This window comes from Kitasatospora sp. NPDC005856 (genome assembly GCF_040629945.1).
Taxonomy (GTDB): domain Bacteria; phylum Actinomycetota; class Actinomycetes; order Streptomycetales; family Streptomycetaceae; genus Kitasatospora.
On the sequence record NZ_JBEXWT010000038.1, the window covers coordinates 22127 to 35553 of the forward strand.

General features: G+C 71.8%; 12 protein-coding genes. 2 read left to right on the plus strand and 10 right to left on the minus strand.

The features are described from left to right. Positions 1-213: 213 nt before the first annotated feature. The 10 genes from gatB to ABZ449_RS22850 all read right to left on the minus strand — a co-directional run bounded on the left by gatB (position 214) and on the right by ABZ449_RS22850 (position 11581). Entirely contained in the window at positions 214-1716 is a 1503-nt protein-coding gene (gatB, locus tag ABZ449_RS22805; RefSeq protein WP_360348728.1) for an Asp-tRNA(Asn)/Glu-tRNA(Gln) amidotransferase subunit GatB, read from the minus strand. A gap of 130 nt (positions 1717-1846) precedes the next feature. Then, positions 1847-2107, minus strand: a complete 261-nt coding sequence (locus tag ABZ449_RS22810; RefSeq protein ID WP_360348731.1) for a hypothetical protein — start codon at positions 2105-2107, stop codon at positions 1847-1849. After that, positions 2104-3597: an Asp-tRNA(Asn)/Glu-tRNA(Gln) amidotransferase subunit GatA gene (gene gatA / locus ABZ449_RS22815; RefSeq protein ID WP_360348733.1), complete on the minus strand. Its 1494-nt coding sequence runs from the start codon at positions 3595-3597 to the stop codon at positions 2104-2106. Before gatA ends, ABZ449_RS22810 begins: the two co-directional genes overlap by 4 nt. A gap of 5 nt (positions 3598-3602) precedes the next feature. Then, positions 3603-3899, minus strand: coding sequence for an Asp-tRNA(Asn)/Glu-tRNA(Gln) amidotransferase subunit GatC (gene gatC, locus ABZ449_RS22820; protein ID WP_030057414.1), 297 nt, complete (start codon positions 3897-3899; stop codon positions 3603-3605). A gap of 252 nt (positions 3900-4151) precedes the next feature. Then, a complete protein-coding gene (locus ABZ449_RS22825; RefSeq protein ID WP_360348736.1) occupies positions 4152-5948 on the minus strand; it encodes a bifunctional diguanylate cyclase/phosphodiesterase in 1797 nt (598 codons plus the stop codon). Between the two features lie 322 nt (positions 5949-6270). Continuing rightward, positions 6271-8559 (minus strand): NAD-dependent DNA ligase LigA, encoded by a 2289-nt coding sequence (gene ligA / locus ABZ449_RS22830; protein WP_360348739.1) that lies wholly within the window; start codon positions 8557-8559, stop codon positions 6271-6273. A gap of 19 nt (positions 8560-8578) precedes the next feature. Further along, complete coding sequence (locus ABZ449_RS22835; RefSeq protein ID WP_360348741.1) at positions 8579-9589, minus strand: methionine synthase; 1011 nt, start codon at positions 9587-9589, stop codon at positions 8579-8581. Positions 9590-9822: 233 nt separating this feature from the next. After that, positions 9823-10512 carry an SDR family oxidoreductase gene (locus ABZ449_RS22840; RefSeq protein WP_360348744.1) on the minus strand — a complete coding sequence of 230 codons (690 nt, stop codon included), beginning with the start codon at positions 10510-10512 and terminating at the stop codon, positions 9823-9825. 13 nt (positions 10513-10525) lie between these two features. After that, positions 10526-11050 carry a TIGR00730 family Rossman fold protein gene (locus tag ABZ449_RS22845; protein ID WP_360348747.1) on the minus strand — a complete coding sequence of 175 codons (525 nt, stop codon included), beginning with the start codon at positions 11048-11050 and terminating at the stop codon, positions 10526-10528. 81 nt (positions 11051-11131) lie between these two features. Then, entirely contained in the window at positions 11132-11581 is a 450-nt protein-coding gene (locus ABZ449_RS22850) for an NUDIX domain-containing protein (RefSeq protein WP_360348750.1), read from the minus strand. Between the two features lie 124 nt (positions 11582-11705). Here ABZ449_RS22850 and ABZ449_RS22855 point away from each other — a divergent pair, with 124 nt between their 5' ends. After that, positions 11706-12890 carry a helix-turn-helix transcriptional regulator gene (locus ABZ449_RS22855; protein WP_360348753.1) on the plus strand — a complete coding sequence of 395 codons (1185 nt, stop codon included), beginning with the start codon at positions 11706-11708 and terminating at the stop codon, positions 12888-12890. A 104-nt stretch (positions 12891-12994) separates the two neighbouring features. After that, positions 12995-13426: an ATP-binding protein gene (locus tag ABZ449_RS22860; protein WP_360348756.1), complete on the plus strand. Its 432-nt coding sequence runs from the start codon at positions 12995-12997 to the stop codon at positions 13424-13426. Position 13427: the final 1 nt, after the last annotated feature.

The window sequence follows — 13427 nt, forward strand, 5'->3', positions numbered from 1 at the left end:
CCCTGTGGGCTTCGCCGTGCTCCGCTGTTTCCCTGACGAGTAAGAGCTTCCTCCGCCAGTGGGGGGTGCCGCATCGGGAGCGTGCCCCATCTTCCGGGGCCGGGATGCCTTAGATCGGGCGCCGAGAAAGGTTTAAGGCCCCATCCCACCCAGATACATAGGTGAGATGGGGCCTTAGGCCTTACTTAGAGGGCCTTAGATGCCTTAGTTGCCTTAGGAAGCCAGCTTCTCCAGGATCAGGTCCTTCACCCGGGCGGCGTCGGCCTGGCCACGGGTGGCCTTCATGACCGCACCGACCAGCGCGCCCACGGCCTGGACCTTGCCGTCGCGGATCTTGGCGGCGATCGCCTCGTTCTCGGCGATGGCCTGGTCGACGGCGGCGCCCAGCGCGGAGTCGTCCGAGACCACGGCCAGGCCGCGCTTCTCGACGATCCCGTCCGGCTCGCCCTCGCCGGCCAGCACGCCCTCGATGACCTGGCGGGCCAGCTTGTCGTTGAGCTTGCCCTCGGCGACCAGCGCGGCGACCCGGGCGACCTGCACCGGGGTGATCGGCTGCTCGCTCAGCTCGGTGCCGGTCTCGTTGGCGCGACGGGCCAGCTCGCCCATCCACCACTTGCGGGCCTGGTCGGCCGGGGCACCGGCCGCGATGGTCTCCTGGATCGGGCCCACCGCACCGGCGTTGAGCACCGACTGCATGTCCTTGTCGGACAGGCCCCACTCGGCCTGCAGCCGGGCGCGGCGCACCCGCGGCAGCTCGGGCAGGGCGGCCCGCAGCTCCTCGACCCACTCGCGGGAGGGGGCCACCGGCACCAGGTCCGGCTCGGGGAAGTAGCGGTAGTCCTCGGCGTTGTCCTTGATCCGGCCCGAGGTGGTGCTGCCGTTGTCCTCGTGGAAGTGGCGGGTCTCCTGGACGATGGTGCCGCCGTCGGTCAGCACGGTGGCGTGCCGCTGGATCTCGAACCGGGCGGCCCGCTCCACGCTGCGCAGCGAGTTGACGTTCTTGGTCTCCGAGCGGGTGCCGAAGGTCTCGGTGCCGTTCGGGCGCAGCGACAGGTTGACGTCGCAGCGCATCTGGCCCTTGTCCATCCGGGCCTCGGAGACGCCGAGCGAGCGGATCACCTCGCGCAGCTCGGCGACGTACGCCTTGGCGACCTCGGGGGCGCGCTCGCCGGCGCCGACGATCGGCTTGGTGACGATCTCGATCAGCGGGATGCCGGCCCGGTTGTAGTCGAGCAGCGAGTGGGTGGCGCCGTGGATGCGACCGGTGGCCCCGCCGACGTGGCTGGACTTGCCGGTGTCCTCCTCCATGTGGGCGCGCTCGATCTCCACCCGGAAGGTCGAACCGTCCTCCAGCTGCACGTCGAGGTAGCCGTTGAAGGCGATCGGCTCGTCGTACTGCGAGGTCTGGAAGTTCTTGGGCATGTCCGGGTAGAAGTAGTTCTTCCGCGCGAACCGGCACCACTCGGCGATCTCGCAGTTCAGCGCCAGGCCGATCTTGACGGCCGACTCCACGCCCACCGCGTTGACCACCGGCAGCGAGCCCGGCAGGCCCAGGCAGGTCGGGCAGGTCTGGCTGTTCGGCTCGGCACCCAGCTCGGTCGAGCAACCGCAGAACATCTTGGTCTTGGTGCCCAGCTCGACGTGGACCTCAAGGCCCATCACCGGGTCGTACGACGCGAGAGCGTCCTCGTAGGAGACCAGGTTCATGACGCTCACAGCGTCCCTTCGTTCAAAAAGACTGTGGGAGGTACGGGCCCGGCCGCCGCTCGCGCGGGGCCGGGCTGGGGCGTGTCCCGCGGGTCCTTGCCGGGTGCGCGACCGGGCCCGCGGGACACGCCCGGGGCGCTCAGCCCAGCAGCACGTCGTCGGAGCCCAGCTGACGCAGCTCCCGCACCAGCAGGGCCGTGCCGGTGATCAGCGCGGCCGCGCCGACCAGGGCGTTCACCAGCTTGAGGGTGTCGCTCTCCTCGCGGGCCTTGCGGACGTCCTTGGCGACGGAGATCGCGCCGAACGCGCTGGTGCCGATGGACAGCCACAGGCCGGGCTTGCTGTGCTTCCACCCCTTGAGCGAAGCGGACTGGGCCTTGGCCTTCTCGATCTTGCTCACAGTGCCGGTGCCTCCTCCAGCAGGGTGTGCCCCCACTTGTCGTTGAGTGCGGCCTCGACGGCGCCGCCCACGCGGTACAGGCGGTCGTCCGCCATCGCGGGTGCGATGATCTGGAGGCCGACCGGGAGATTGTCCTCCGGCGCCAGGCCCACCGGCAGCGACATGGCCGCGTTGCCCGCCAGGTTCGACGGAATCGTGCACAGGTCGGCCAGGTACATCGCCATCGGGTCGTCGGCGCGCTCGCCGATCGGGAAGGCGGTGGTCGGCGTGGTCGGCGAGACCAGGACGTCCACGCCCGCGAAGGCCGCGTCGAAGTCGCGCGAGATCAGCGTGCGGACCTTCTGGGCCGAGCCGTAGTAGGCGTCGTAGTAGCCCGAGGACAGCGCGTAGGTGCCCAGGATGATGCGGCGCTTGACCTCGTCGCCGAAGCCGGCCTCACGGGTCAGGGCGGTGACCTCCTCGGCCGAGCGCGAGCCGTCGTCGCCGACCCGCAGGCCGTAGCGCATCGCGTCGAAGCGGGCCAGGTTGGAGGAGCACTCGCTCGGCGCGATCAGGTAGTACGCCGGCAGCGCCAGGGTGAAGGACGGGCAGGAGACCTCGACGACCTCGGCGCCCAGCTGGCGCAGCAGCTCCACCGACTCGTTGAAGCGCTGCATCACGCCGGCCTGGTAGCCCTCGCCGGCGAACTCCTTGACCACGCCGATCCGCATGCCGCGGATGTCGCGCATCTTCGCGGCCTCGACCACGGCCGGGACGGGCGCGTCGATCGAGGTGGAGTCCAGCGGGTCGTACCCGGCGATGGCCTCGTGCAGCAGGGCCGCGTCCAGCACGGTGCGGGCGCACGGGCCGCCCTGGTCCAGGCTGCTGGAGAAGGCGACCAGGCCGTAGCGGGACACCGAGCCGTAGGTCGGCTTGACGCCGACGGTGCCGGTGACGGCGCCGGGCTGGCGGATCGAGCCGCCGGTGTCGGTGCCGATCGCCAGCGGGGCCTCGAAGGCGGCCAGCGCGGCGGCCGAACCGCCGCCGGAGCCGCCGGGGATGCGGGAGAGGTCCCACGGGTTGCCGGTCACGCCGTACGCGGAGTTCTCGGTGGAGGAGCCCATCGCGAACTCGTCCATGTTGGTCTTGCCGAGGATGACCACGCCGGCGTCCTTGAGACGGCTGGTCAGCGTGGCGTCGTACGGCGGGATCCAGCCCTCGAGCATCTTCGAGCCACAGGTGGTCGGGATGCCCTTGGTGGTGAACACGTCCTTGAGCGCGAGCGGGACGCCGGCCAGCGGGCCCAGCTCCTCGCCCTTGGCGCGCTTGTCGTCGACGGCCTTGGCCGCGGCCAGCGCGCCCTCGGTGTCGACGTGCAGGAAGGCGTTGACCTTCTCGTCGACCGCGGCGATGCGGTCCAGGTGCGCCTGCGCGACCTCGACGGCCGACACCTCACCCTTGGCGACGGCGCTCGCGGTCTCGGCCGCGGTGTAGCGAATCAGCTCGGTCATCTCGCTCAGTCCTCCCCGAGGATCTGCGGCACACGGAAACGCTGCTCCTCGGCGGCGGGGGCGCCGGACAGCGCCTGCTCCGGGGTGAGCGACGGCCGCACCTCGTCCGCACGCATGACGTTGGTCAGCGGCAGCGGGTGGGAGGTCGGCGGGACGTCCTGTCCGGCGACCTCGGAAACGCGGGCGACCGCGCCGATGATCACGTCGAGCTGCTCGGCGAAGTGGTCCAGCTCTTCGGGCTTCAGCTCAAGACGCGACAGCCGGGCGAGGTGGGCGACCTCCTCGCGCGTGATGCCAGGCATGCAGCGATCCTCAGGGTGAGTTCTGGTGAGACCCGGCGGTGCCTTGCGAGCGGTGCCGGGCCCGGGCAGGAGCAGCCGGGTTCGGCGCTCCGTCCTCATGGTCTTTGGACCCCATCCTATGGGGCCCGTCCCCCGCCCCGGCCAACGAGTGAGCCGCGGCGCCCGTCACCGGGCCTCCCCGGGTCGCGCCGCGGCGTCCGGGCGGGCTTCCCGGGACCGCGGCGCGGCGGACCACCGGGGCCGCGCCGCGGGCTACTGCGGCCGGGGGCGGGCCCAGCCCTGCGGCTTGATCTCCCGGTGCGCGGCCTGCACCACCTGGGCCACCGGCGGCAGCGTGGGCGGGATGACCGGCGGCCGGACCGGCGGGAGCGTCGGCGGCAGCACCGGCGGCCTGGCCGCCTGGGCGACCGGCCTGGCGCTCTGGGCCGGCTGGAAGCCCGCGTGCAGCTGGGGCGGCACGCCGCACCGCTCCACCGGCGGCGCGCCGGTGCGGTGCACCCGCAGCCAGGCGGTGGCCTGCTCGGCCGGCAGCGCGGCCGACACCAGCCAGCCCTGGACGGCGTCCACGCCCATGCAGTGCAGCCGCTCCCAGGTCTCGTCGTCCTCGACGCCCTCGGCGACCACGGTCAGGCCCAGCGAGTGGGCGAGCTCCACCGAGCAGCGGACCACCGCCGCGTCGTGGTCGTCGGCGACCATCCGGGAGACGAAGGAGCGGTCGATCTTCAGCTCGCCGACCGGAAGGCTGCGCAGCCGCACCAGCGAGGAGTGCCCGGTGCCGAAGTCGTCCAGGGACATCCCGACGCCGTAGCCGCGCAGCTCGGCCAGGGTGTCGGCGGCCCGCCGGGAGTCGTCCAGCAGCAGCCGCTCGGTGATCTCCAGCTGGAGCGCGTGGGCCGGCACCTGGTGGCGCACGAGGTGGCCGGCCACCCGCTGGGCGAAGCCGGGGTTGAGCACGTCGCGCGGCGAGACGTTGACCGCGACCTGCACCTGGAGGCCCTGTTCGCGCCAGTACGCGAGCTGGCCGACGGCCGCCTCCAGCACGTAGTCGGTGAGCCGGGGCATCAGGCCGCTGGACTCGGCGAGCCCGACGAACTCGTCCGGCGAGACCTTCCCCTGGCCGGGCCGCTCCCAGCGCAGCAGCGCCTCCAGGCCGACCACCCGGCCGTCGAAGGCCACCTTCGGCTGGTAGTGCAGCTGCACCTCGCCGGTCTCCAGCGCCCGGCGCAGGTCCCCCAGCAGTCCGATCCGGTACGGCGTGTCGGCGTCCTGGGTCTCGTCGTACTGGGCGACGCCGCTGCATCCGCGCTGGGCGTGGCCCATCGCGACGTCGGCCCGGCGCAGCAGGGCCTCGGCGTCCTGGGCGTGCTGGGGGTAGACGCAGACGCCGCCGCTGGCCTCCAGGACGAGCAGCAGCCCGTCCAGCCGGATCGGGGCGGCCAGTTCGGCGATCAGCGCCTTGGCGACCCGCTCCAGGCTGTCCGGGCAGTTGATGCCGGGCAGCAGGACGGCGAACTCGTCGCCGCCCATCCGGGCCACCATCGGGCGGCCGCGGCGGTAGTGCCGGGGCAGGCCGGCGAAGACGTCGTCGATGGACTCCCGGGTGGCGCTGCCGGCCGGGCCGCCGGAGCGCAGGGCCCGGTGCAGCCGGCGGGCGATGTGAACCAGCAGCCGGTCACCGGCCGTATGACCGAGTGTGTCGTTGAGTGATCGGAACCGATCGAGGTCAAGCAGGATGAGACCGACGCTGTAGCCCTCCTCGCACTCCGCGATCGCCTCCTGGGCGGCCAGCAGCAGGGCCTGACGGTTGGGCAGGTCCGTCAGCGGGTCGGTCAGCTGGTCGCGGGCGCGGTCCCGGGCGATCCGCCAGGCCGCCACCAGCACCGCCAGGGGCACCGCGAACAGCGGCAGCAGCTCGGGTTCGTACCGGTAGACCAGGACGGCCAGCGGGATGAGCGGCGCTGCTCCGGCCAGCAGCACGCCGAGCAGCAGGACCGCACCCGCCACCCCCTGCGGCGGGCGTGTGGGCGCACCGCCGGTCGTACGATCCATAAGCCCTGTCCTCCGTCGGGCCCGCCCCGTCAGGCCGCCTTACGGTGAGGCACCGTGCCGGTACCGACAGCTGCCGGGCATGGAGCGACCCCGAGGAGCACCGGCCCAGCCGGTGCCCCCACCCCTGCTGACACTCTGTTGCGCTCCAGGGTAAGCCGGTGTCCACCCGGTGGGCAGACTTTCGGACAACCGGAAACGCGCCACCGCTCTCGGGTGCCGCACAGTGACACAATGCCCGCTTTCACTCTGCGGCACCCGGTGACGTTGCATCAGGACGATAACAACACCGATCCGGTCACGGACCGCTCGGGTCCGCTCCGGGTCAGTCCTCGACGGGCTCCTTCTTCGCCTCCCCGGCCTCCTCCGGCTCCGGAAGTCCCAGGTGGGCACGGGCGGCGGACGGCCCGTCGGCGAGCAGGACGGCGAATCCGGCGTCGTCCAGAACCGGCAGGCCGAGCTGAACAGCCTTGTCGTACTTGGACCCAGGGTTGTCACCAGCGACCACAAAATCGGTCTTTTTCGAAACCGAGCCGGTCACCTTCGCTCCGCGCGACGTCAGCGCCTCCTTGGCGCCGTCCCGGGTGTGGCCGGCCAGGGTGCCGGTCACCACGACGGTCAGGCCCTCCAGCGGGCGCTCCGCCTCCTCCTCGTCCGCGAACTCCTCGGTGAAGCGGACACCGGCCGCCTTCCAGCTCTCCAGGATGTTCCGGTGCCACTCCTCCGCGTGCCACTCCCTGATCGAGCGGGCGATGATCGGGCCGACCCCCTCGACGGCCGCCAGCTGCTCCTCGCTCGCCTCGAAGATCTTCTCCAGGTCGCGGAACTCCCGGGCCAGCGCCTGCGCGGCGACCGGGCCGACGTGCCGGATCGACAGGCCGTTGACGAACCTCCAGAGCGGCCGCGTCTTCGCCGCCTCCAGGTTGTCGATCAGGGCCTGGAGCGACTTCTTCGGCTCGCCCTTGGTGGTGGCGAAGAAGAAGACCTCCTTCTCCTTGCCCGTCTTGTCGTCCGGCTTCGGCATGCCGGTCTTCGGGTCCCGGACCAGCACCTTGATCGGCAGCAGCTTCTCCTGCGTCAGCCCGAAGATGTCCGCCTCGTTCCGCACCGGCGCCTCGGCCGGCTCCAGCGGCTGGGTCAGCGCGGTGGCCGCGACGTAGCCGAGCCCCTCCACGTCCAGGCACTGCCGACCGCCGAGGAAGGCGATCCGCTCCCGGATCTGGGCCGGGCACAACCGCGCGTTCGGACAGCGCAGGTCGATGTCCCCCTCGGACATCGGCCGCAGCTCGCTGCCGCACTCCGGGCAGTGCGAGGGCATCACGAAGGCCTGCTCGGTGCCGTCCCGCAGGTCGTAGACCGGGCCGAGGATCTCCGGGATGACGTCGCCGGCCTTGCGCAGCACGATGGTGTCGCCGAGCAGCACGTCCTTGGCCTTGACGACGTCCTGGTTGTGCAGCGTCGCGTACTGCACCATCGAGCCGGCCACCTTCACCGGCTCGGCCAGCACCGCGTACGGGGTGGCCCGGCCGGTGCGCCCGATGCCGACCTTGATCTCGGCCAGCTTGCCGGTGACCTCCTCCGGCGGGTACTTCCAGGCGATCGCCCAGCGCGGGGACTTGGAGGTGGCGCCGAGCCGGCCCTGCAGGGCGATCTCGTCCACCTTCACCACGACGCCGTCGATCTCGTGCTCGACCGAGTGCCGCTGCTCGCCGAAGTGCGCGATGAAGGCCCGCACCTCGGCGAGCGTCTTCACCACCTTGTTGTGGCGGGCGGTGGGCAGGCCCCAGTCGTGCAGCAGCCGGTAGGCGTGCGACTGGTTGTCGATGTCGAAGCCGACCCGGGCGCCGATGCCGTGCACCACCATGTGCAGCGGGCGGGAGGCGGTGACGTGCGGGTCCTTCTGGCGCAGCGAACCGGCGGCGGCGTTGCGGGGGTTCATGAACAGCCGGATCATCGCCCGGGGCCGCTTGCCCTCCTTGGCGCGCTCCTCGTTCTCCTGCCGGCGGCGCTCGTTCTCCTCCGCGAAGGAGGCGTTGAGCGCGTCGAAGGCCTCGGTCGGGAAGTAGACCTCGCCGCGGATCTCCACCAGCTCGGGGACGTCGTCGCCCTTGAGCTGGTGCGGGATCTCCTTGATGGTGCGGACGTTGGGGGTGATGTCCTCGCCGACCCGGCCGTCGCCGCGCGTCGCCGCCTGCGTCAACTGGCCGTTCTCGTACGTGAGGTTGACGGCCAGGCCGTCCACCTTGAGCTCGCACAGGTAGTGGTAGTCGATGCCGTGCAGCTCGGTGGCGACCCGCTCGGCCCAGGCGGCCAGCTCCTCGTCGTCCATCGCGTTGTCCAGGCTGAGCAGCCGCTCGCGGTGCTCGACCTCGGCGAACAGCCCGGTGGCCGCGCCGCCGACCCGCTGCGTCGGCGAGTCCGGGGTGACCAGGGCCGGGTGCTCGGCCTCGATCCCCTCCAGCTCCCGCATCAGCGCGTCGAACTCGGCGTCGCTGACGACCGGCGCGTCCTGCTCGTAGTACCGGGCCCGGTGGTCGGTGATCTCCTGCGCCAGCTCGGCGTGCCGCCCGCGCACCTCCGCCGGGACGTCCTCCCAGCCCTCGACAGCCGTCACCGCAAGCCCTCCTGCATTCTCATTCCGGGTTGTCCACCAGGCTCTGCGCCGCCCGCACCGCGGAGGACAGCGCCCTGCGCGCGTACGCCGGGGAGGCCCCGGCCAGTCCGCAGGTCGGCGTCACCAGCACGCGGCGGCCCAGCAGCTCCGGGGCGAACCCGAGCCTGCGCCACAGGGTCCTGACACCCTGGACACTACCGGCAGGGTCGGACACCGCCTGGTCAACGGCGGGGACGACACCGGCGAGGATCATCGTGCCGCCCTCCACGGCCTCGCCGAGATCGTCGTCCTGGCGCTCGGTGAGGAGGGAGAAGTCGAGCGAGATCCCGGCGACGCCGGCGCGGCGCAGCAGCGGGACCGGGACGTCCGGGGCGCAGCTGTGCACCACCACGGGCGCGTCGAGGTTCCGGACCACCTCGCGCAGCACCTCCTCGGCGACCTGCCGGTCGACGGCGCGCAGCCGCTGGAAGCCGCTGGCGGTCTTCACCGACCCGGCCAGGACGGCGGGCAGCGAGGGCTCGTCGAGCTGGAGGACCGGTTGCGCGCCGGGCACCCGCTTGCGGACGTCCGCGAGGTGGCGGCGCAGCCCCTCGGTGAGCGAGCCGGCGATGTCGCGGCACGCGCCGGGGTCGGCGAGGGCCTTCTCGCCGTGCTTGAGCTCGATGTTCGCCGCCAGCGTCCAGGGGCCGACGGCCTGGACCTTGAGCGCGCCCTGGTAGCCCTGGGTGAACTCCTCCAGCGCGTCCAGGTCCTCGCCGAGCCAGGAGTGGGCGCGCCGGGTGTCCCGGCCGGGACGGTCGGTGAACCGCCAGCCGCTCGGCTCGGTCTGCGCGAACAGCTCGACCAGCAGGCCGGCGCCGCGCCCGATCATGTCGGCGCCCGGGCCCCGGGCGGGCAGCTCGGGCAGGAACGGCAGGTGTTCCAGGGCCCCGGTGGAGGTCTTGGCGGCCTCCCGGGCGTCGGTGCCGGGCAGCGAGCCGACGCCGGTGGCGGCGCCGCGCAGGTCGGGGAAGGGGTGTGGGGTGCTCACCCGCCCGAGCCTACTCAGCCGGACGGCCCCGGTGCCGGGCGCGGGCCCGGTTCCGGGGCCGTCCGGGAGCGGGGCGGGGCGGCGGCATCGCACCGCTCGGCGGCCCTTGCCGTCCGGACCTCCCGGGGCAGGGTGCGGTCACCCTGCCCCGGACGGGTGGCCGGTGCCAGGAGGTTTCGTCGAACCGGGTGCGTGCACGGGAAGTCGGCCGGGCCGACTTCCCGTGCACGGACCTACCGTCCGGGGCGGACGGTGATGTCAGTGATCTCCGCGTCCCGGGAGGCGTCGAGGGCCGCGAGGATCGCCCTGGCGACGGACTCGGGCTCGATCCAGCGGTCGGCGTCGTACTGCTTGCCCTCCTGCTGGTGCACCTTGACCTGCATCGCGGTGGCGGTGCGGCCGGGGTAGACGGAGGTGACCCGGACGCCGTTGGCGTGCTCCTCCTGGCGCAGCGCGTCGGCGAGCGCCTTGAGGCCGTGCTTGCTGGCCGCGTACGCGGACCACTCGGCGTGGGCGTTGAGGCCGGCGCCGGAGTTCACGAAGAGCACGTGGCCCTTGACCAGCCGGATCGACGGCAGCAGGAGGCGGGTCAGCTCGGCGGGGGCGACGAGGTTGACGTTGAGCGTCTCCTGCCAGGCCTTGGGCGTCAGGTCGCCGACCGGGCCGAGCTCGACCGTGCCCGCGACGTGCAGGAGGGAGTCCAGCTCGACGGGCAGCTGCTGGTGCCCGAAGGCCCAGGAGAGCTTGCCCGGGTCGCCGAGGTTCCCGACGAGCGTCTTCGCCCCGGGGAAGCGCTCGCGCAGCTCGGCGGCCCGACGGGCGTCGCGGGCCAGCAGCCAGAGCTCGTCCCCGCGCTCGGCGAGCTTCTCGGTGAGGACGGCGCCGATGCCGGAGCCGGCGCCAGTGATCAGATGTGCAGCCATGGTCCTGATCCAATCAGGCCTTGAGCTGGGCGAAGACCTCGGCGGGCGTGTCCGCGAAGGTGATCAGCTCGGCGAGGGGGCGCGGCAGGAAGCCCTCGGCGTCCATCCGCTCCATCTGGGTGCGCAGGCCCGAGTAGAAGCCCTCGGTGTCCAGGACGACCACCGGCTTGTCGAACATCCCGTGCTTCTTGAGCTCCAGGACCTCGGTGACCTCGTCCAGGGTGCCCAGCCCGCCGACCAGCACGACGACCGCGTCCGCCCGCGAGGCCAGCTCCGCCTTGCGCTCCGGCAGGTCGGCCGTCCAGACGAGTTCGTCGGCGCCGGTGTACGCCTTGTGCCGCAGCATCTCGACCATCACGCCGACCAGCCGCCCGCCCGCCGCCTTCACCTCGTCGGCGAGCAGCCCCATCAGCCCGGCGTTCGAGCCGCCCCATATGAGGGTGTGCCCGCCCTCCCCCAGCAGCCGGGCGAACTCCGCGGCGGGGACGGAGTAGCGGTCGTCGAGTGAGTACGCGGAGCAGAAGACAGAGATGTTCATAATCCGACTGGTCTATCACGCGCCGCAGCCCCACCTCACCGGGGTTTGCCCGGCGGCCTGCTCCGCGAGCAGGCCGCCGGGTCACAGCAGGTGCCGCCCGTCATGGGTGCGGACGGCCGGGGCCGGGTCATTCCGGAGTGCGTCCAGGACGCGTACGGCGTAGACCTCCGCCATCCGCTCGGAGACCTCGGCCGGGGTGAGCCAGTCGACTTCGGCGGACTCGTCCGAGAGCCGCTCGGCGCCGCCTTCCGGTCGGCAGCGGAAGACCAGGGCGACGATGCCGCGACTCACGTTCTTGTACACGCCGGTCAGCCGTTCCACTCCAACCTTGATCCCGGTCTCCTCGTAGACCTCCCGGCGCACACCGTCCTCGACGGCCTCCGCCAGTTCCAGGACCCCGCCCGGCGGCTCCCAAGTCCCGTTGTCGGCCCGGCGGATCGCCAGGACCCGGCCGTCTTCTCGAACCACGACCCCGGCGACGGACACCGAGTGGAGCGACGCTGACGTGGCTCTCCCCGCACTGTCACTCATGGGCAGGACCACCCTTCCCGACTCCCAGCGGAAGCGACGAAGCTCCGTTGCGCTTTCACCTGGAGTGTTCCCGCCACCTTCGGCGAGTATCGTCCGCAGTGGTCGCTACGAACGGAGTTCCAGTATGCCCAGGCACACCTCCGAGCACACCGGCGAACGCATCGCCCAGTATCGCAAGCTTCGCCACCTGACGCAGCGTGAACTGGCTGCTCGCGCGCACATTTCGTACAGCATGCTCACCAAGGTCGAGCAGGGCGCCAAGCCGGCCACACCCGCCGTACTCGCCGCCGTCGCGCGGGCCCTCTCCGTGCAGACCGTCGACCTCACCGGCCAGCCGTACCTGACCGAGCTGCGGCAGGACGAGCTCGATGTGCTGATCCAGCCGATCCGCGAAGCGCTCGACCTGTACGACCTCGGCGCCGACCCCGACGTCGCCACCCGCCCGGCGGATGAACTCCATGCCGATGCCGAGCAGTTGTGCGCACTGGTTCGCGAGACGCGCATCAAGGATGCTGCCCGCGCATTGCCCGCCCTGATCGCCGAGGCGACGACGGCCGCACACCTGGCGCCCTCCGAGAAGGCGTGGCAGGTGCTGGCCAGCACCTATCGCACGGCCTATGACATCACCACGAAGCTGGGTTTCGCGGATCTGTGCGTGGTGGCCCTGGACCGGATGGCCTGGGCGGCCGAGCGCGGATCCGACCCGGTGCTCGCGGGAGTTCGCCAGTATCTCCGCTCGCTGGTCTACCTGCGCTCGGGCCAGTACGAGATCGGGAAGCGACTCGTCGCGGTCGGCGCGCACACCCTCGGACAGGCGGACTCCGGACGAGTCCGGGACGTCGCGGTGGGCCAACTCCACCTCGGCGCGGCCGTCCTGGCCGCACGATCCGGGGATGGCGACACGGCCGCAGGACACATCTCGGAGGCCACGCGGATCGCCGAGATCACGGGCGAGGCCGCACGGGTGCACTGGCTCTCGTTCGGCCCGACCAATGTGGCCGTGCACCGGGTGGCAACGCTCTCCGAGCAGTACCGCTACGCGGAAGCCGTACGGGCCGCAGAGCAGATCCAGATGCCTGCGGAGTGGCCGGCTTCACGGGTCGCCGCCCATCTCGCCGAGGTGGCCCGAGCCCAGCTGTGGATCGGCCGCTCCGATGAGTCGCTGAAGTCCTTGCAGCGCGCACGGGAGCTCGCGCCCCAGCAGATGCGCTACCACCCGATGGTGCGCGAGACGGTCGCCGGGCTCGTCTCCGCGCGCCGGTCGACGCCGGGCACGCTCAGCGGCATGGCTCACTGGGTCGGCATCTGACTATCACTTATTGGAGCAGGACTATCACCAGAGAGTGATAGTCCTGCCCTCCTCCTGTGGCGATGCTCTCCGTAGCGAGATGACTACGCCAAGGAGAAGCACTGATGACCCTCCTCTCCAACGTCGTGAGGGGCAACGCCGCCCTCCCGCCCCCGGAGCCGGCGACCATGTGCCTTCCTTACCGGGCCGAATCGGTGAGGGCTGCCCGCCGCTTCGTCTCCGGCAGGCTGCGAGAGTGGGGGCTGGACGATCTCGTGGACGACGCCTCGGTCGTTGTCAGTGAGCTCACCACCAATGCGGTCAAAACCGGGTGCCAGACGCGCATGGTCGTGGCCGTGCGCCGGCCGAGCGACCACATCATCCGCATCCTCGTCGGGGACGGTTCCCGGGTCATGCCGGTGCTGGTCAAGGCCGGGCCCGACGCCACCTCGGGGCGGGGGCTGGCGATGGTCGACCGCCTCACCCGTGGCCGCTGGGGTGTCACGCCCCTCCCCTTCGGCAAGGTCGTCCACGCCGATCTTCCGGTACCCCGCTGAA

Excerpts from the sequence above, each read along its gene's own strand:
- ABZ449_RS22860 (WP_360348756.1), top strand. The coding sequence starts at position 12,995 with ATGACCCTCCTCTCCAACGTCGTGAGGGGCAACGCCGCCCTCCCGCCC.
- ABZ449_RS22845 (WP_360348747.1), bottom strand. The coding sequence starts at position 11,050 with ATGAACATCTCTGTCTTCTGCTCCGCGTACTCACTCGACGACCGCTAC.
- ABZ449_RS22825 (WP_360348736.1), bottom strand. The coding sequence starts at position 5,948 with ATGGATCGTACGACCGGCGGTGCGCCCACACGCCCGCCGCAGGGGGTG.
- ABZ449_RS22855 (WP_360348753.1), top strand. The coding sequence starts at position 11,706 with ATGCCCAGGCACACCTCCGAGCACACCGGCGAACGCATCGCCCAGTAT.
- ABZ449_RS22850 (WP_360348750.1), bottom strand. The coding sequence starts at position 11,581 with ATGAGTGACAGTGCGGGGAGAGCCACGTCAGCGTCGCTCCACTCGGTG.
- ABZ449_RS22840 (WP_360348744.1), bottom strand. The coding sequence starts at position 10,512 with ATGGCTGCACATCTGATCACTGGCGCCGGCTCCGGCATCGGCGCCGTC.
- gatC (WP_030057414.1), bottom strand. The coding sequence starts at position 3,899 with ATGCCTGGCATCACGCGCGAGGAGGTCGCCCACCTCGCCCGGCTGTCG.
- gatA (WP_360348733.1), bottom strand. The coding sequence starts at position 3,597 with ATGACCGAGCTGATTCGCTACACCGCGGCCGAGACCGCGAGCGCCGTC.